The organism is Salmonella sp. SAL04162 (assembly GCF_046551535.1).
Lineage (GTDB): Bacteria > Pseudomonadota > Gammaproteobacteria > Enterobacterales > Enterobacteriaceae > Salmonella > Salmonella enterica.
The window spans coordinates 161,926-179,302 of record NZ_JBGDVX010000002.1; the positions used below are offsets into that span (position 1 = coordinate 161,926).

14 protein-coding genes are annotated in these 17,377 nt (G+C 56.8%); 4 read left to right on the forward strand and 10 right to left on the reverse strand.

Features of this window, described 5'->3' with window-relative positions:
* Positions 1-175: 175 nt before the first annotated feature.
* From entH to entC, 5 genes are read right to left on the reverse strand one after another with little or no spacing between them, the layout of a single operon-like run.
* Positions 176-589: a proofreading thioesterase EntH gene (gene entH, locus ACLJRH_RS04900; protein ID WP_000637966.1), complete on the reverse strand. Its 414-nt coding sequence runs from the start codon at positions 587-589 to the stop codon at positions 176-178.
* Between the two features lie 2 nt (positions 590-591).
* Positions 592-1,347, reverse strand: a complete 756-nt coding sequence (gene entA / locus ACLJRH_RS04905; RefSeq protein ID WP_023137410.1) for a 2,3-dihydro-2,3-dihydroxybenzoate dehydrogenase EntA — start codon at positions 1,345-1,347, stop codon at positions 592-594.
* The gene (locus tag ACLJRH_RS04910; RefSeq protein ID WP_001007166.1) at positions 1,347-2,204 is read right to left on the reverse strand and encodes an isochorismatase; all 858 of its coding nucleotides are present in this window, start codon (positions 2,202-2,204) and stop codon (positions 1,347-1,349) included. Before ACLJRH_RS04910 ends, entA begins: the two co-directional genes overlap by 1 nt.
* A 13-nt stretch (positions 2,205-2,217) precedes the next feature.
* Entirely contained in the window at positions 2,218-3,828 is a 1,611-nt protein-coding gene (gene entE, locus ACLJRH_RS04915; RefSeq protein ID WP_001222467.1) for a (2,3-dihydroxybenzoyl)adenylate synthase EntE, read from the reverse strand.
* A 9-nt stretch (positions 3,829-3,837) separates the two neighbouring features.
* Positions 3,838-5,013, reverse strand: a complete 1,176-nt coding sequence (gene entC / locus ACLJRH_RS04920) for an isochorismate synthase EntC (protein WP_000367597.1) — start codon at positions 5,011-5,013, stop codon at positions 3,838-3,840.
* A 308-nt stretch (positions 5,014-5,321) separates the two neighbouring features.
* Between entC and fepB the strand changes: the two genes are divergently transcribed.
* A complete protein-coding gene (gene fepB, locus ACLJRH_RS04925) occupies positions 5,322-6,278 on the forward strand; it encodes a Fe2+-enterobactin ABC transporter substrate-binding protein (protein WP_001238994.1) in 957 nt (318 codons plus the stop codon).
* A gap of 62 nt (positions 6,279-6,340) precedes the next feature.
* On the opposite strand, the gene entS is transcribed toward fepB, so the two are convergent.
* Positions 6,341-7,585 (reverse strand): enterobactin transporter EntS, encoded by a 1,245-nt coding sequence (gene entS, locus ACLJRH_RS04930; protein ID WP_001081661.1) that lies wholly within the window; start codon positions 7,583-7,585, stop codon positions 6,341-6,343.
* A 110-nt stretch (positions 7,586-7,695) separates the two neighbouring features.
* Here entS and fepD point away from each other — a divergent pair, with 110 nt between their 5' ends.
* The 3 genes from fepD to fepC are packed head-to-tail and all read left to right on the forward strand — an operon-like array spanning position 7,696 to position 10,483.
* A complete protein-coding gene (gene fepD / locus ACLJRH_RS04935; RefSeq protein WP_001277879.1) occupies positions 7,696-8,703 on the forward strand; it encodes a Fe(3+)-siderophore ABC transporter permease in 1,008 nt (335 codons plus the stop codon).
* A complete protein-coding gene (fepG, locus tag ACLJRH_RS04940; protein WP_000480064.1) occupies positions 8,703-9,692 on the forward strand; it encodes an iron-enterobactin ABC transporter permease in 990 nt (329 codons plus the stop codon). The genes fepD and fepG overlap by 1 nt, the downstream gene beginning before the upstream one ends.
* Positions 9,689-10,483, forward strand: coding sequence for an iron-enterobactin ABC transporter ATP-binding protein (gene fepC / locus ACLJRH_RS04945; protein ID WP_000140622.1), 795 nt, complete (start codon positions 9,689-9,691; stop codon positions 10,481-10,483). The genes fepG and fepC overlap by 4 nt, the downstream gene beginning before the upstream one ends.
* Before the next feature lie 53 nt (positions 10,484-10,536).
* On the opposite strand, the gene wzz(fepE) is transcribed toward fepC, so the two are convergent.
* From wzz(fepE) to fes, 4 genes are all read right to left on the reverse strand, one after another.
* Entirely contained in the window at positions 10,537-11,673 is a 1,137-nt protein-coding gene (wzz(fepE), locus tag ACLJRH_RS04950; RefSeq protein ID WP_001139570.1) for an LPS O-antigen length regulator Wzz(fepE), read from the reverse strand.
* Between the two features lie 249 nt (positions 11,674-11,922).
* Positions 11,923-15,807, reverse strand: coding sequence for an enterobactin non-ribosomal peptide synthetase EntF (entF, locus tag ACLJRH_RS04955; protein WP_023223317.1), 3,885 nt, complete (start codon positions 15,805-15,807; stop codon positions 11,923-11,925).
* Positions 15,804-16,022, reverse strand: coding sequence for an MbtH family protein (locus ACLJRH_RS04960; protein ID WP_001603140.1), 219 nt, complete (start codon positions 16,020-16,022; stop codon positions 15,804-15,806). Before ACLJRH_RS04960 ends, entF begins: the two co-directional genes overlap by 4 nt.
* A gap of 30 nt (positions 16,023-16,052) precedes the next feature.
* On the reverse strand, positions 16,053-17,267 hold the full coding sequence (fes, locus tag ACLJRH_RS04965) for an enterochelin esterase (protein ID WP_023137263.1): 1,215 nt from the start codon (positions 17,265-17,267) through the stop codon (positions 16,053-16,055).
* Between the last annotated feature and the right edge of the window lie 110 nt (positions 17,268-17,377).

The window sequence follows — 17,377 nt, forward strand, 5'->3', positions numbered from 1 at the left end:
TGTCCGTTTGGGTGTTCCAGAGAGATGTTACATTTTGTTTCTATAACACCTTTACCGTAATTAACAACACAACAACATGATAAAACCGGATCGTTACCCATTTTTTACATTACAGTGTTAACCAGATCACTTCCTTTCTTCGTTAACGCTGCAATTGCATTTTACTTTGCCAGAACTATCCCATTACCGCCGTTCCCAGGCGACAGGTGCAGCAGCGCCTCCCCTGCTCGTCAAAGAGCGTAATTTCCCAGCTTTGATTCTGCCGCCCCAGATGCAGCGGCAGGCAAACGCCGCGTACTTTCCCCTGCGAGACGGCGCGGTGATGGGTGGCGTTTAACTCGGTCCCGACCACGCACTGCCCGTCGCGGGTCATCAGATAACCCGCCATTGATCCTAACGTCTCCGCCAGCGCTGCCGATGCGCCGCCGTGTAGCAGACCAAACGGTTGATGAGTGCGGGCATCGACGGGCATTTCCGCCTCCAGCACGTCATCGCCCAGACGGGTGTAAACAATGCCCAGATGCGCCACCAGCGTGTTCTGACTGGTAGCGTTCAATTCATCCAGCGTTAAATGCCGTTTCCAGATCATCGTCAGGCTCCCAATGTTGAACCACCGTCCACCACGATATCCTGCAAGGTAATGTGGCTGGCCAGATCGGAGGCAAGAAACAAAATGGTATTGGCTATCTCCTGCGGACGGGCGATTTTACCGAGCGGAATACCGAGCTTAAACTGTTCGCCGAAACCGCGGATACGCTGCTGTTCGGCATCTTCACTCACCCATAAAGTGCGCTGCATATCGGTGTCAGTCGAACCGGGCGACACCACATTACAGCGCACCCCGCAGCCCGCCAGCTCCAGCCCTACGGTTAGCGCCAGGCTTTTCAGCGCCGCTTTAGAGGCGCCGTAGGCGCTCATACCGATACGTGGCGTATGCGCCGCATCTGAGGCTACGGTAACAATCGCCCCTCCCTGCTGACGGCGAAACTGCGCCATCGTCTGTGAAAACAGGTTAAATGCCCCGCCCACATTGACCGCAAATGTCTGCTGCCAGTCGTCGACGCTAAGCGCATCGGTCGCTCCCATACGCAAAATACCGGCGGCGTTGACCAGCACATCCAGCCGCGGCGTTTTTTGCAACACACGCTGACACACCTGCGCAACCTGTGCGGCATCCGCCACATCCATGACTTCGGTAGCAAAGGGATAATTCTCTTGCGTAAATTCACGATCGAAGCCGAACACCCGCGCCCCGGCGTCAACAAACGCCAGCGCCGTCGCGTAACCGATCCCTTTCCCCGCCCCGGTCACCCATACCGTTTTGTCTGAAAAATCAAAGCTGGCCATTACTCTACCCCGCGAGAAAGCAGCGCCCACCAGGCGTCAATGGTCGGATTTTTCGCCAGCATAACGAAGTCGATATCGCCGTGTACTTTACGCCAGCGCGCCGCCAGCCCCATCATGCGTACTGAATCCAGGCCATAATCAATCAGGTTTTCATCATCCAGCGGCTCGTCAGTCTCATCCAGCAACGGCAGAATCAACGCCCGCAGCGCCGCTTTACTGGCAGGAACCGGCGTCGGCAGCAGAGATTCAGTCATGACGACGCGACCGGAACGCCCCGCCACATAGTTCAGCGCCATCAGATGCTCTTCCCGGCTGAAATCCGCCAGCGCATCCGCCACCATAAACGGCTTAATGTCGCGCATAAACGCATCGGTAGCGGTGGTCATACAGCCAATATGCGCATACACACCGGTAATGATGAGCTGATTGCGTCCGGTATCTTTTAACATCTGTTCCAGCGGCGAGCGGTGAAACGCGCTATAACGCCACTTCACCAGCACCGTATCCGCCTCATCCGGCGTTAAGGCTTCTACCACCTTCTGCTGTTCCGGAGAGCGCGTCAGTCCCGGTCCCCACATATCATTGAGTAACGCGCGATCTTCATCGCTTTGCTCTTTCGGCTGAGCGGTGTAATAGACCGGGATATGATGTTCCTTACAGTACTGGCGCAGAGCGGCGATATTGGCAATCACCTGGTCCATCATTGGGCAGTTGCGGCCCCAAAAGCTGACAAAGTAATCCTGCATATCGTGGATGAGCAGCGCCGCGCGCTCCGGCTCAAATGCCCAGTTCACTTTGTTGGTCGGGATATCCAGTGCGGTGGGCAGCGCGTAAGACTGTAGTTTCGGAATGGCCATCTCTCTTTCTCCTTCAGAGCGGTGAACGTGACGCCAACCGCTGGCGTAATTGTTTTTTATCGACTTTACCAACCGGCGTCAGTGGCAGTGACGCAACGCACTCCACGCGATCCGGTAATTTAAATTCCGCCACGCCCTGCTCTCGCAGGAAACGGCGTACCTGTACCGCTCGCAGCGGCTCTTTTACCACCAGATATGCGCAACTTTTTTCCCCCAGCAGTTCATCTTCCATGCTGACCAGCGCCGCATGGATCACCGCCGGGTGGCGCAGTAACAGGTTTTCTATCTCTTCGGCGGCTATCTTCTCGCCGCCCCGATTGATCTGATCTTTTTCACGCCCGTGAACGGTGATGTAGCCGTCTTGATCAATGGAGATCAAATCGCCGGAGCAGTAAAAACCGTTGGCGTCAAAGGCGCTGGCATTGTGTTGCGGACTGTTGAAATAGCCGCGAAAAGTATAGGGGCCGCGCGTCATCAGACGACCAATCTCGCCCGGCGGCAGTGGATTCCCGTCGGCATCCGCCACCCACACTTCGTCGTCCGGACACATGGGTCTTCCCTGGGTATTGATAATCCGTTCCGGGCTATCGTCCAGCCGGGTATAGTTCACTAACCCTTCCGCCATGCCGAAGACCTGCTGCAACTGACAGCCAATTTCAGCCGGAATACGGGCGGCCAGCGTCGCAGAAAGCCGCGCGCCGCCAACCTGCAATAACCTTAATGACGCCAGCGGCGCATTGCCGCCCCACTCCTGGATAGCCTGTAGCCATAGACTGACCGCGGGCGGCACCAGCGCCGTGGCATTAATCTGGTGTTTTTCGATCAGCGGGAAACAGAGCGTGGCGCTGGGATCGGTCGCCAGCACTACCGTTCCTTTGGCGAGAAAGACGCCCAGCGCGCCCGGCGAACTCATGGCGTAGTTATGCGCGGCGGGAATCGCGCACAGAAAACGCGTCTCCTCGTTGAAACCGCAAATCTCATTGCTGCGGCGCACGCTGTAGTAATAGTCGTTATGGGTACGGGGAATAAGCTTTGGCGTGCCGGTAGTACCGCCGGAAAGCTGAAAGTAGGCCACTTCGTCAGCAGGTGATGGCGTGGCGGTGAAATCTTCCGCCGCCTGCCGCATCGCCGCGTCCAGGCTGTGATCGCCGTCGTCGTTACGCAATAACACCACCCGCACAGAGCGGTGTTCAGCCACAAACGTGTTGAGAAAGTCCTCCCCGGCGAACAGCGTATGTTGGCGATCGGCAATCACCAGCGTCGGCGCGATCTGCATCGCATAGGCGTTAAGTTCGGTACGTTGATGGCTAAACAGCGCCAGAACGGGCGCTACGCCAAGCTTCAACAGGGCGAAAAAGGTGATATACAGTTCCGGTACATTCCCCAGTTGCACCAGAGCGGTTTCGCCAGGTTTGATGCCCTGACGGCGTAAACTGCAGGCCAGATTATCCACGGCCTGGTTGAGCTGGCGATAGCTGAATGCGCGCTCGCCTTCAATGACCGCCGTCTTATCGCTGTCAGCGTGGCGGGTCAGAATATCGGTCAACGGCACGTCTTGCCAGTAGCCTTTTTCACGATAACGGCGGGAAAATTCATCCGGCCAACGGGTGAAAGGTATACGCATCATCGTTCCTTAATGCAGTCCAAAAACGTTCAACATCGTAGAGAGCTTGACGCCGGTTTCCCGCCACTCGCCGACTGGCGAAGAGGCAGGGACAATCCCGGCGCCGGCGAACAGGCGCACCTGATTACCTTGCAATTTCGCACAACGAATCGTCACTACCCACTCGCCGTTTCCTTCGGCGTCGCACCAGCCGACAATGCCGCCAAACAGTTCACGATCGAACGGTTCCAGTTCAGCAATCAGCTTTTTCGCGACCTGATGGGGGAAACCGCTTAACGCAGGGGTCGGATGCAGCAGACAGGCCAGCGTCAGCGCGTTTTCTCCGGCGTTGGCCTTGCCCTCAAACGGCGTACCGAGATGCCATAGCGTCGGCGTGGTGATCAACTGCGGAGAGGAAGGTAATTGCAGTTCCGTGCTGCGATCGCGCAGGATCTGCTTCATCGCCTGCGTCACCAGCTCATGTTCATGGCGATCTTTTTGTGAAGCCAGCAGTCGGTTTCCCGCCTCGCGATCCAGAACGTCATCCGGCTGTCGGCGTGCCGAGCCTGCTAACGGCAGCGAACTAAACCGCTCGCCCTCTTTGCGTAGCAACAATTCGGGGCTGGCGCCCAGCAGAACGCCGCCATCCGCCAGTGGCACATGGAAGTTGTAACTAACTGGATTCTGCGCAACCAGCCGCTCCAGCAATGCTCCGCTATCCACCGCCACATCAGTGGTGATATCTATTAGCCGGGAAAGCACCACTTTATCGACGTCTGGCGTGGCGGTCAGCATAGCCGCGCGTGCGACCATTGCTTCAAAAGCATCCTGCTCCGGAATCGCCTTTCGCGCCGTCACCGTCAGTGGCTGATGGTCAGTAAAATAACGCGCCGTGCGCTGCTTTTGCTGGCGGGAAAAGGACTGCCACGCCATCGGGATAAATAGCGACGACGGCTGACGGGTATCAAAGGGGATCGCCCCCACCAGGATAGGGTTGGCGATGCCCTGCGATTTGGCCTCGGCAAACTGCTGGCGCAATTTCTGCTGGAAAGGGCTATCCGGCGAATCTCCGGCAACCGCAGGCTCGGTATAACGGGCGAAGCACCCGGAAGTGGTAAAACTGCGATACGGCGACATGAAGAAAAAGCGATCGGGAGCAAGCGTTGCCATTGTCTCCTGAGCGTCCTCGGCCAGTGACATATCCATATCATCCTCCAATGATAAAGGCTTATATACACTTCATCTTTCAAGCTGCCTCTTTGTTGGCTGCGCTCAGAAACCCCGGTCACACAGTTATCTATGCTCGCGGGGATTTCTTCCCTTGCCGTTGCGATGCTTCTTGAATGATTTTGTGTATAATAATGATTATTATTTCTATTTTTAGTGCGCTAACCTAAGAGTAAAACGTCGCTCTGTCAACTCTGGTCATGAGTTAAATGGCACTAAGGCTTGCATCTCGCTGCCGCTGACATGAAAATGAGAAGCATTAACTTTATTAATAACAGGACGCTATTGTGAGACTCCCCGCCTTTTATCGTTGGCTGCTTTTAGTGGTTGGTTTATCAATTTCAGGAATATCCTTAGCCCAGGACGCCGGTTGGCCCCGGCAAATCCAGGACAGCCGCGGCGTTCATACTCTGGACCACAAACCCGCGCGTATCGTCTCTACCAGCGTGACGTTAACAGGCTCGCTGCTGGCGATTGATGCGCCCGTCGTCGCCAGCGGGGCCACTACGCCGAATAACCGCTTTGCCGACGATCAGGGGTTTATGCGTCAGTGGAGCGACGTAGCAAAGGCTCGCCATGTCGCCCGGCTGTATATCGGCGAACCGAATGCCGAAACGGTCGCCGCGCAAATGCCGGATCTCATTTTGATTAGCGCCACCGGCGGCGACTCCGCGCTGGCGCTTTACGATCAGCTCTCCGCTATCGCGCCGACGCTCGTCATCAATTATGACGATAAAAGCTGGCAGAGTTTGCTCACGCAGCTTGGCGAGATCACCGGCCAGGAGAAACAGGCCGCCGCGCGAATAGCGGAATTTGAGGCGCAACTGACGACGGTTAAACAGCGAATCGCCCTGCCGCCGCAGCCGGTTAGCGCGCTGGTGTATACCCCTGCCGCGCATAGCGCCAATCTGTGGACGCCAGAATCAGCACAAGGCAAGCTATTGACGCAGTTAGGCTTTACGCTGGCGACATTGCCCCGAGGGCTGCAAACCAGCAAAAGCCAGGGTAAGCGCCACGATATCATTCAGCTTGGCGGTGAAAATCTGGCCGCCGGGTTAAACGGCCAATCTCTTTTCCTGTTTGCCGGCGACAACAAAGATGTCGCGGCCCTTTACGCCAATCCGCTGCTGGCGCACCTGCCAGCGGTGCAAAATAAGCGCGTCTATGCCCTGGGCACGGAGACGTTCCGTCTGGATTATTACAGCGCAACGTTGCTGCTTAACCGGCTGGCCGCCCTGTTTTAGCCTTATCGGAGTCTTATCCGACTGACCAGACCGATTTTGTCAGTCGGATAAACGCCTCTTCATCAGCCAGCATCGCTAACCGGCGGCGTCTGGCGAAAACGACGTAGCTCGCCCAGCACTAACAGCAGCAGCAAACCAATAATTACCAGCCCGAATCCACTCACGCTCGCGGAAGCGACCGGCGTCATCATTGCGCCAAGACCGCCTAACAGCGCCGCGCCGATAGCGTCTCCCGTGACGTTTTGCGCAGTCCACAGGCCGTTCATTCGCCCCAACATATTTTCCGGCGTCTGGGTTTGCAGCAGGGTATATTGTAATAACGAACTGATGGCGCTAAGCCAGCCAAACAGTGCCAGACAGATAACACCTGCGATCCAGACCGGCATGATGGCGAACAGCCCCACCGCCAGAAAAGAACCCACTGTCGAAACCAGCATAATGAGCCCCGGACGAACGCTATGCGCCAGTTGTCCGCTGGTCAGCGCGCCAATGGCCGCCCCCAGCGGAATTGCCGCATACAGCAAACCGATTTGCGCCGCCGACATCTGCCAGCTCATCGCCAGCGCCGGATAGAGGACGCGTACCGCGCTTGCCATCGTCACCAGGCCGCCAAGCAGCGCAATACCGCCGATAAGCGGACTGGCGAGCAAAAAACGAAATGCTGCCAGTAACGCGATAAATGGATTTTCCCGCGGCTGCGGAGGGACAGGCAGTCGCGGCAGCGTCAGTAACGGCAATAGCGTAATAAACGTCCCGGCGGCCGCCAGCCCATAGTTCCAGGCTACGCCGCCGCTGGCAAGCAATATGCCCCCCAACATCGGCGAAATAACCGATCCCAGACGTACCGTCAGCATGGTAATCGCGCCGGCCTGCATCAGATTTTCTCTTCCGACCAGCGCTGGCGTCGCCGCCAGTAACGCGGTCACGCCCAGAGACGCGAAAAAGCCGTCCCACAGGCCAAGGAGATATATCGCCAGCAATGACGGTTCCGGCAACAGCGCGTTCACGCACAGGCCAATAAAGCCAATACCGCAAGTACCGCGCGCCAGCAGAATCACCTTCTTACGTTCGTAGCGATCGGCCAGTACACCACCCACCATTAAACCAATAAACATGGCGCCGCCGGTTAACGTTACCGACAGCCCTACCTGCCAGGTGGAGTGCGTCATCATTTGGATCTGTACCGGAACCGCCACGCCAAGCAGCCCCAGCGAGACAATAGAGATAAAACGGGCCAGAAATACTGCGCGAAATGCAGGGTGCGTCTTCAACAGGCTGAGATTGAGCAGCCAGGATTGTCGATTCATTACAACGCCTTAATGCGAGTTTTTTTAAATATCCATTCAATGGCTGCACATGCTAACATAACCAAATAAGATAGATAACGATAATTACTATCATTATCAGGGAAGTTACTATGTCATGCTCATTTTCCGTGACGCGCGCGTTTGCCGTGCCCGGATTGTTGTTATTACTGAGTCTCGCCGCGGTTTTAAGCCTGGTCATTGGCGCGAAACCGCTGCCCGCCGCCGTCGTGCTGGAGGCGTTCACCGGCGTGTGCCAAAGCGCCGATTGCACCATCGTCCTGGATGCGCGTTTGCCGCGTACGCTGGCCGGATTACTGGCAGGCGGCGCGTTGGGTCTCGCCGGGGCGCTCATGCAAACACTTACTCGCAACCCGCTCGCCGACCCGGGGATTCTGGGCGTTAACAACGGCGCCAGCTTCGCCATTGTACTGGGCGCGGCGCTGTTTGGTTTCTCCACGCCGCTGGAACAGCTTTTCATGGCATTTAGCGGCGCGCTTATCGCATCGCTGATTGTCGCCTTCACCGGTAGTCAGGGCGGCGGCCAGTTAAGCCCGGTCCGCCTGACACTGGCGGGCGTGGCGCTTGGCGCGGTACTGGAAGGACTGACCAGCGGCATCGCGCTGTTAAATCCAGAGGTCTATGACCAGCTTCGCTTCTGGCAGGCGGGATCGCTGGACATTCGCAGCCTGCAAACGTTGAAAGTCGCGCTTGCGCCCGTGGTTATCGCAGGGATCGTGGCGCTATTTCTGAGCCGAGCGCTGAACAGCCTGAGCCTCGGCAGCGATACCGCGACGGCGCTGGGGAGTAAAGTGGCGCGCACCCAACTTATCGGTTTACTGGCGATTACCGTCTTGTGCGGCAGCGCAACGGCGCTGGTTGGCCCTATCGCCTTTATTGGTCTGATGATGCCGCATATGGCGCGTTGGCTGGTGGGCGCAGACCACCGCTGGTCGCTGCCAGTGACGCTACTGGCAACCCCTGCTCTGCTGCTTTTTGCCGATATTATTGGTCGTCTGTTGGTGCCGGGCGAACTCCGCGTATCGGTTGTCAGTGCATTTATCGGCGCGCCGGTACTTATTTTTCTGGTACGCCGTAAATCGAACGGAGGCGGCCTGTGATGTTTCTTTCTCGTCGGCTTATCGTAAGCTGCCTGCTTCTGGCGGCTGGCTGCTTCGCCATTGGTTTATGGAGCCTGCAAAGCGGCGCCGTGCCTCTTGAGACCGGGCAGATTATTGCCGCGCTGCTGGGCGACGCGCCGCGTAACATCACCCTTGTCGTAACCGAATGGCGACTACCGCGCGTATTAATGGCGCTGCTGATTGGCGCTGCGCTTGGCGTCAGTGGCGCGATTTTTCAGTCGCTGATGCGTAACCCGCTAGGCAGCCCTGATGTGATGGGCTTTAATACCGGCGCCTGGAGCGGCGTACTGGTCGCAATGGTCCTGTTTGGCCAGCATCTTACCGCGATCGCGCTTGCGGCAATGGCGGGCGGTATCGTCACGTCATTGATTGTCTGGCTGCTCGCCTGGCGTAACGGGATTGAAACTTTCCGGCTGATTATCATCGGTATCGGCATCCGCGCGATGTTAGTCGCCTTTAATACCTGGCTTCTGTTGCAGGCGTCGCTGGAAACGGCGCTCACCGCCGGCTTATGGAACGCCGGGTCGCTCAACGGTCTGACATGGGCAAAAACCTGGCCTTCGGCGCCGCTGATTATTGTGATGCTGACAGGCGCCGCGCTACTGGTGCGTCGTATGCGGCTGCTGGAGATGGGCGATGACAGCGCCTGCGCGCTGGGTGTTAGCGTGGAGCGGTCACGCCTGATGCTGATGCTGGTGGCGGTGTCGCTCACCGCTGCGGCAACGGCACTGGCTGGCCCCATCTCGTTTATTGCCCTTGTCGCGCCGCACATCGCCCGCCGTCTTAGCGGCACAGCGCGCTGGGGATTAACCCAGTCGGCGCTGTGCGGCGCGTTGTTACTACTGGCCGCCGATGCATGCGCACAGCAACTGTTTATGCCTTATCAGCTTCCAGTGGGCGTGGTCACCGTCAGCCTCGGCGGTATTTATCTTATCGTCTTGTTAATTCAGGAGTCCCGCAAAAAATGACCGAATCCGTAGCCCGTTTGCGCGGCGACCAGTTAACGCTGGGTTATGGCAGCTATACCGTCGCAAAAAACCTTAATGTTTCGATTCCGGACGGCCATTTTACCGCCATCATCGGCCCTAACGGCTGCGGCAAGTCAACGTTGCTACGCACGCTAAGCCGTCTGATGACGCCTGTTGACGGCCATGTCTGGCTGGATGGCGAACAAATACAGCGTTACGCCAGTAAAGAGGTGGCGCGGCGCATCGGATTGCTGGCGCAAAACGCCACTACGCCGGGCGATATCACCGTACAAGAGCTGGTCGCCAGAGGGCGTTATCCGCATCAGCCGTTATTTACCCGCTGGCGCAAGGAAGATGCCGACGCCGTCGCCAGTGCCATGCGTGCAACAGGTATCACCTCACTGGCGACGCAAAGCGTAGATACTCTGTCCGGCGGCCAACGCCAGCGGGCGTGGATAGCCATGGTGCTGGCGCAGGAAACGTCCATCATGCTGCTGGATGAGCCGACAACGTGGCTGGATATTAGCCATCAAATTGATTTGCTGGAATTGTTAAGCGATCTCAACCGCGAAAAAGGTTATACGCTCGCCGCCGTCCTGCACGACCTGAATCAAGCCTGCCGATACGCCACGCATTTGATTGCATTACGCGAAGGTAACATTGTCGCGCAGGGCGCGCCGAAAGAGATTGTTACCGCAGAGCTTATCGAAAAAATCTATGGGCTGCGCTGTATGATTATCGACGATCCGGTTGCCGGGACGCCGCTGGTGGTACCGCTGGGGCGGCGATAGTCGTTCACACAGATGAAAAAGCCGGATAATCGCTATCCGGCTTTTCATATAAATCAGACTAACCGTTCATCTATCGCCAGCGCGTTTTCCATTTTACGCGAGACCATCGCGTGACGCAGTAATACGCCGCCGCAGGCCATCATACCGCCAATCAACGCCGCCAGAATAATAATGATCGCTTTACCCGGGCCATCTTTTTTCACTGGCAGAGACGGCGACAGTTGATATTTAAACGGGGTAAACTTCACGTCGCTCACATTCATTGCCGCCAGTTGTTCAACATGGTATTGACGGTTACGCAAATCACCGTCGATCTCGGCCACGTCCGTTACCCCTTTTTCAATTTCCAGTTTGCGGGAAATACCATCCGCGCCGAGAGAAATAGAAAAATCCGGATCATCTTTTACCGCCTGACCATTACTGTAAACCGGTCTCTTAATGCCGGCGGCGTTGGCGATTTCCAGCGAATAATGGAGACGTTGAATATTGGCATCAAGCTGGTTTTTGAGACGCACCCGATCCATCGCCAGCTTTTCCTGCTCATAGCGGGTTTTGATTTCCAGCTGGTTACGAATATTTTCCAGCGTCTCTTTCACGACGATATCAGAGATGTACTGAATATAGCCAGCCAGCACTTTTTGCGCTTCTTCCCGCGTCGGCGCGGTAAAACTCAACGTCCACGACGTGAATAATGATGTTTCATTTTTCTTGCCGGCATTACTGTCCACTGCTTTCATTTTTTCGCTCAGCACGACAATCGCCCGGTGAAGATCCTGCTCGTCTATTTGCGCGCCTTTTAATTGATCCATGACATACGGAGAAGAACGAAGATATTCTTCCAGCAGCGAGGGCGAGCTAAACTTTTTAATAAACAGATTAAAGACGCTGGCCCGATCAACGCTTACCTCCATATCCAACACGCGCAGCGCGGTCAACGTTCTCTCCAGTCCCTGCCACTGTACCGACTCCGCCGGTGTGACAATCGCCTGGCTGGTCCATTTTTGCGGCAGCAAAAAGGACAGAAGTAACCCCACGCACGCAAAGGCGAAAACGGTAGCAAGAATACGACGTTTCGCCTGCCATAACACCTCTATAAGGCTAAACAAATCGATTTCATGACTGTTGGCGGGCGGCAGTGAGTAACCTGCAAGTGACTGATGTTTTTCTTGTTTTACATTAAGAGATGGCATGCCGTATGACCTGAAAACTTTATCCAATGAAAGAACACATTCCTGTCAGAGATTCTAACAGCAAGTCAGAATTATCCGAAACACTCTTTGCGCGCCAGTGCCCGAAAAGCTAAATATTCGGAATTAAACTTGCCTGTAGCATGTATCACTTATGTTAAAAGAATTAATCGTTGCAATAAAAAACCCATAATAATTAGTAATTATTATGGGTTTCAGGATTTAATTTTTTAAAGGCAGAAACAACGCCCGTTATTTATTAATGAGCTCGCTGATGATGGGCCCGATAGTTTCAAAAGCGGAGGGAGAAATAATATCTACATGCGCGCACGGCTGGCGATAAATAGCCAAAGACGCTATCCACGGCGACCAGCTCTGTTCAGGCGATACGCCTTCCGGCACCGTTTTATCCGCCACAAAGAGCGTAGCATGTCCATCAAACGGTACGCTATGCGCCGTCGTCAGCAAACGGACGGCATCCGCATAATTGCCTTCAATGGCGGTAAATAAGGCTTCGGAGGCATTTCCCTGCTGAGCGGCGACAAACGCTGCGCGTTCACGTTCAATTTCCGCCAATACGTCCGGATTGAGGCCATTCGCCTCTTTTTCCCGCCAGTTTTGCGTTTCCGGCGGCCAGGTGTCCAGTAACCCCAAAAACGCTACGGTTTCGCCGCGTGCGCGCAACCGGGCGGCGATCCCTTGCGCCAGCGTCCCGCCCAGCGAATAGCCTAATAAATAATAAGGGCCATGCGGCTGCCGGGCGAGCAAAGTCGCCAGATGATGTTCACATACCTCATCAAGGGTGGTTGCGGTTTGCATAGGGCCAGCGGGGCGCGGCGACTGAATCCCCATAATCGACCACGACGGGCTGAGATAGCGTGATAACACGCTAAATTGCCAGGCGAACCCCGACGCCGGATGGAAACAAAATAACGTTGGACCATCGCTTTCACGCAGCGGCAACAGCGGCCCGAACCCCAGATTGCGCGAGCGTTCGTCATCGTCAGTATCGAGCAGCTTACTCAACTGCGCCACGTCAGACGCCACCATCACCTGCCCCGGCGTCACCTGGCGATTAAACGTCTGGCTTAGCTGCGCGGCCAGTTTCATCGCCAGCAGCGAGTGTCCGCCCAGCGCAAAGAAATCACTTTCAACGTCGTTAATCTCACAGCCCAGCAGGCGGGAAAACGCCGCGGCGACAGCAATCTCCGTTGCGGACTGCGGCGCACGCCCTTTCACGCGTGGCGTCAGGTCCGGCAGCGGCAGGGCTTTGCGATCCAGCTTGCCATTAGCGCTAAGCGGCAAGCTGGCAAGTTGCAACAGCACAACCGGCACCATATGCGCGGGAAGTTTTTGGCGTAATTTTTCCTGCAGCGCCGGTAAATCCAGCGGCAAACCGGAGTGCGACACCAGATAGCCGACCAGTTGCCGGGCATCCCCGCCCGTCGCCGCCGCCTGATTAAAGACGCAGGCATGTGCTACCGCCAGTTCAACATCCGGCAGCGTTTGCATGACGCGGTCAATCTCGCCCAGTTCAATACGTTGACCCCGAATTTTGAGCTGATCGTCGCTGCGCCCCAGGTATTCTACCGCGCCGGAATCCAGCCAGCGCGCCACATCTCCGGTACGGTACATCCGTTCACCTGGCGCAAAAGGATCGGCGATAAAACGGCTGGCGGTAAGATCCGGACGTCCCAGGTAGCCCTGCGCCAGTTGGATACCGGTAAGATAGAGATCGCCAGCCACGCCCGGCGGCACCGGCTGCATATGCGCATCGAGAATACGTAAACCGGTATTCCAGACGGGATAACCAATCGGGATGCTGTTGCCGTCAACAGCCGCCAGCTCATCGCCACAGGCCGGATACCAGCTCACATCCACCGCGGCCTCCGTTGGCCCGTACAGATTGTGTAGCGGCGCGTTGGTTAACGTCTCCCATTCGCGGCACAGCGCCGTCGGCAGGGCCTCGCCACTACAGAAAACGCGCTTTAAGGAAGCGCAGCTTTTCCCAGCCGACGCTGGCGTGAGCGAGGCAATAAAGGCCGCCAGCATCGACGGCACAAAATGGGTGGTCGTGACGCCGTATTGCGCAAAGAACCGCTGCATCGCGAGCGGGTCGCGGTGCGCTTCCGGTTCAGCCATCACCAGTTTCGCCCCGGCGATAAACGGCCAGAAAAACTCCCATACTGAGACGTCAAAACTGCACGGCGTTTTTTGCGCTACTACATCATCCGCCGTCAACGGATAGTGATCCTGCATCCACAGCAGCCGGTTGACTATCGCCGTTTGTCCCACCATCACCCCTTTCGGCCTGCCCGTCGAGCCAGAGGTGAAAATGATGTAAGCGGTATGATGCGGTAACGACAGCCCCAGCGAAGTGGCGTCACTGACCGGTAGCGGTTGGCTATAACACAAATATTCCATCCCCGGAATATCGTGAAAGCGCGCCAGCTGCGCCTGAGTCGTAATTAACAGTTTCGGCTGCGCATCTTCCAGCATCATTCGCAGCCGATCGTCAGGATAACCAGTATCCAGCGGCAGCCAGGCGGCGCCCGCCTCGACAATGCCATGCAGCGCTAAGGTCAGGAAAACCGACCGCGGCAACGCCACCGCCACGCTATCGCCAGGCTGAACGCCGCGTTCCCGCAGCGCGTACGCCAGCGCCACAACCTGTTCACGCATTTCACGGTAGGTAAAGCGATAATGCGCATCTGCCAACGCGAAAGCCTCTGGCGTTTTTTGCGCCTGCTGCGCCACCAAATCGCTAAGCGTGGCGGCGGGAATCGTTACCGCCGTATTATTAAGGTGTGTTAATTGCGTTTGTTCTTCCGCCAGCAGCATTTGCGCATCGCCGCAGCGCAGCGCCGGATTATCCGCAAACTGCGTGATAAGCGCCATCAATCGTAAGGCATGGCGGGAGAGCGTGGCATCATCGTAACGCTGTGCATTCGCCAGCAATTCAATATCCAGACCGCCGTTTTCATCCGGAAAAAGCGCCAGTTCAAGATCGTTAACCGGCCCCGTCGCCAGGGTATGGGTTTGCGCCTGTATGCCAGGAAGATCCAGATGATAATCAAATACTTTTATGTTGAGCACCGGGCCAAATAGCGGCGTCTCCCCTGCGGCTCGCCCGCTATCGCGTACAATCTGTTCGGCGTCGTAACGCTGGTGGCGGCGCATCTTCTTTAACTGCGCCGCAAGACGCTTCGCCAGCGTTGGCAGATCTTCCGTCGCATGAAGGTTAACCGCCAGCGGCAACACGTTAAGGACAGGCCCGGTCGCCGTTAACGCCGCCGAGCCCATCCGCCGCATAAAGATAAATCCGGCGGCATAATCCATTCGCCCGCATAATCGTCCCAGCCACAACGTCACCAGCGCCAGGGCAAGATCCGCTCGCGGTATCTCAGGCATGTGCGCCACCAGTTGGCGAAACGCCCCCTCCGGCGCGCTCAATTTCATACGCAGAATATCCGCGCTCGCCGACCGCCCCGGCAACGGCGCGGCAGAAATTGACGCCGGCGGCGGCAGCTCGCGGCGCTGCTGCGCCCAGAAGGCGCCGTCACGCTGCCAGGCCTCGCTCTGGCGATAGCGCTGATATTCCTCGACCACATCCGCAAAGGGGGTAAAAGGCGACTCCGGCGTAGGGGCCTCGCTCTGCCAGGCGCGATAAATCGCCGCAATCTGGCGGGTTATCGCCGGGAAGCTAAAGCCATCCACCAGCAAATGGTGATAGCGCTGATACCAATACCAGCGGGTATCATCAATGCGGATTAAATGGTGAAACGCCAGCGGCTTACCGCTATCTGCGCGCAGGTTTTGCCGTAAATCCGCCTGCATTAACGTCAGCGCCGCGTGATGCGGATCGGGCTGGTCGCGTAAATCGGCAATCGGGGGCTCGCCGAAGGTGTGCTCAGGATCTATCCATTGCCAGACCTCGCCGCTCTCTTCGGTAAAACGCATCCGTAGCGTATCCGCCTGTTGCATCCCTACCGCTACCGCTTTTGCCAGCAAGGGGACATCCAGCTCGCCATTCAGTTCCACGTAGTGCGCCACGCTCCAGGCGGAGGGTAAATCAGAGAGTTTTTCCGCCATCCAGATCCCCGGCTGGGCGGCGACTAACGGTAAACGCTGCGTCATTTCGCCTCCTGCTTATCGGCATAATGCGCCGGATTCAGTGTTGTCCAGCTCGTATTAAGCCACTGCTGGCACGCGTCCTGCGATTGCGGTTCGCATACCACGTCCCAGCCTGCGGGAAGCGCGCACGCCGCTGGCCAAAGGCTGAATTGACGCTGCGCATTTTGCAGGATGTAAAACTGTCCCTGCGGATTATCGAAGGGATTACTGAATTCCATACTCAACTCCTGTCATGGACATGTGCCCGGTTAAAGCGTGTCGATAAGCGGCTGCCAAAGCAGCATCAGCCCTTGCGTTAGCCCGCCGCGCCAGCAAAGCGCATCGTGTCCGCCGTCAACCTGACGCCAGAAAATGGACTGCTGCGAAGTATTCAGTTGGGCATAAAGCGCCTGATTCGCCTGAAACACGATCGGCTCACGCACGCCGGCTTCTAGTACGATACGCAGTCCGCGCGCGCATAATGCGCCGGTTTTCAGCCGGGTAATGACTTCCCCCTCCGGCGGGGTGATGCGATGGGGCCACCAGAACGATCCTGACTGGCTTAGTACACAGCCAAAACGCGTCGGCCAGTTCAGGCCGGCATACAGCGCCGACAGGCCGCCAAAACTCTGTCCGGCGACCACCGTTCGCCCGGCATCATCGCTAAAAGGCGTCACGGCTCTGACTTGCGGCAACAGTTCCTGCTGCACCGCCAGCCAGAAGTCGGCATTGCAGGTCAACTCCTGGCTGCGGTGTTGAGTATCAATCGCGTCAATCAGCAGGTAGACGGCACCAGGAAGCAGGCGTTGATGAGTCAGCGAGGCGAGCGCGGGCCAGACGGGCATATTTTCCGCCCAGAATTGACCGTCCAGCAGAATAGCCAACGGTCTTTCCTCCGGCGCCTCGTCTCCGGTCGTCAATATCCATACGCGGCGGGAGTTACCCAGACGTTCGCTATGCCACTGCATCATCAAAGGCGGCGAGTACGGCGTTTCAGGACGATCCCATCCCGGCTGAAGGGGCGCATCCGGCATTTCCAGCGCTGAAACCGCATGACCACGTCCTCCCCGCCAGCTTTGCGAATTAAGCGGGTCGGCAATCGCCTGCGGTAATAGCTGTCGCCAGCCTTCACGCAGTGCGTTCCGATCGGGCGTTTCGCCCGGCGCAAAAGCGGCAAAAACGTCATCGCGTTCGGTAGGAATAAAACAGTAGCTGCCGCGCCAGTTAGCGCTAAGCGCCGTACTCCAGCGCCAGACATCCGTTCCGGCAATACGCGCCATCGTCTGAGGCTGCGCGTTTTGATGATGATCGGTTACGCCAGTGATGTAGACCCAGACACGCCGTATCGGGGAGTGTGTTTCGTTTCCCTGCGGGTCGCGCCACCAAAAAGTGACCCGATAATTTCCGTCTTTTTCCCGTATCCATTCCGGCCCGGTTTTCGTCCTCCACCAGGCCTCACTTCCCGTTGCCAGCGCCTCTTTCATTATAACCCTGTGTTTATTATGAATTTTGTATATAAAAGGTGAAATATATTGATAATATTATTGATAACTATTTGCATTTGCAATAGCGTATTGTCGCGCTATGGGACGCG